Source organism: Mesorhizobium sp. M0244 (genome assembly GCF_040321795.1).
Lineage (GTDB): Bacteria > Pseudomonadota > Alphaproteobacteria > Rhizobiales > Rhizobiaceae > Mesorhizobium.
The window spans coordinates 1-1,740 of the sequence record NZ_JAMYSE010000204.1 but is presented as its reverse complement, the minus strand read 5'-3'; the positions used below and the strand labels follow the sequence as shown (position 1 = coordinate 1,740).

The 1,740-nt window shown below is 60.3% G+C and carries 1 protein-coding gene; it reads left to right on the top strand.

Annotated features, from left to right (window positions below):
- Window positions 1–1,281: calcium-binding protein (locus NKJ08_RS38610; protein ID WP_352786382.1), on the top strand; the 1,281-nt coding region annotated here is incomplete at its 5' end.
- Window positions 1,282–1,740 lie beyond the last annotated feature (459 nt).

Here is a 1,740-nt window from a genome sequence, read left to right as displayed (position 1 = left end):
TCCGACCGGGTGATCACGTCGGTGAGCCATGCGCTTTCGACGGGCTCCCAGATCGAGCTTCTCGCCGCAAGGTATCCATCCGACACGACGGCAATAAACCTCAGCGGCAACGAGTTCAGCCAGACCATCCAGGGCAATGCCGGCACCAATGTCATCAACGGCCTCGGCGGCGCCGACACGATGACCGGCTATGGTGGCAATGACACCTACTATGTCGACAATGCCGGTGACAAGGTCATCGAGGCCGTAGGCGGCGGTGCCGACAAAGTACTCGCCTCGGTGAGCCATGCTCTTGCGGCCGGCTCCGAGATCGAGCTTCTCGCCGCAAGGTATCCATCCGACACGACGGCAATGAACCTCAGCGGCAACGAGTTCAGCCAGACCATCCAGGGCAATGCCGGCGCCAATGTCATCAACGGCGGACGCGGCGCGGACACCATGATCGGTTATGGTGGCAATGACACCTACTATGTCGACAATGCCGGTGACAAAGCGATCGAGGCGGTGGGTGGCGGCACCGACAAGGTGATCACTTCAGTGAGCCATGCGCTTACCGCCGGCTCGCAGATCGAGCTTCTCGCCACCACCAACCCGTCCGGCACGGCGCCGATCCACCTCAACGGCAACGAGTTCGCCCAGACCATCCAAGGCAATGCCGGTAGCAATGTCTTCAATGGCCTCGGTGGTGCCGACACGATGGTCGGCTATAGCGGCAACGACGGCTACTATGTCGACAATGTCGGCGACAGAGTGATCGAGGCGGTAGGCGGCGGTCGCGACAACATAGCCACCACGGTGAGCTATGCGCTTGCGGCCGGCTCGGAGGTCGAGCTTCTCGCCACGAGGTATCCCTCCGCCACCACGGCAATCAACCTAACCGGCAACGAGTTCGCTCAGACCATTCAGGGCAATGCCGGCGCGAACATCATCAACGGCGGCGGCGGTGCCGACATCTTGACCGGTAACGGAGGCAATGATGCTTTCGTATTCAACAGCGCTCTTGGAGCCGGCAATATCGACAAGGTCACCGACTTCGACAAGCTCCAGGACAAGATCCAGCTCGACGACGCCGTTTTTGCCGGGCTTAAGTTGGGCGGCCTTTCATCCGATGCTTTCTTTGCTGGCACGGCTGCGCATGACAGCTCCGACCATATCATCTACAACAGCTCAACCGGGGCGCTCTCTTTCGACAGCGACGGGATCGGTGGCGCAGCTCAAATACAGTTCGCCACTCTCTCTCCAGGTCTGTCGCTTGCAGCAGGTTCGTTCCTTGTGATCTGAACGACCCGGAACGGCGGACCTTCGAGCCGGTCCGCCGCTCTATCTTTGTTCAAGCACCGGATTCAAAGCTGGGCGCCCATTCCGGGCCGACGTTTACTACATCGGAGCACCCGCTCAGCCGATCCGGTCGCGCCGGCGATCCCGAGGACCACGCTTGGTTGAAAGTTGAGGGTTTCTGCTGAAACAGCAAGTGGTGGATGCGTCTTCGTACCTCGCCTCTATCTTCGTCTTTCAGACGAGACAGCAGCCAGCCCGCCGCCTGCGGAGCTTGGGCCGCAACTCGCCGTGACGGAGCAGCTCTGGCATTGTTTGCTAGTCCCTATGATTGCTGGGCCTGAGGGCGGCCCGTCATCCGATATGCAACGTACGAGGGTTAAGCCGGCTGGCCGGCGCAGAGCCTCATGCATAGGAGACGGGCCATATGGACCATATCAGATTTGTCGGTTTGGATGTTCACAA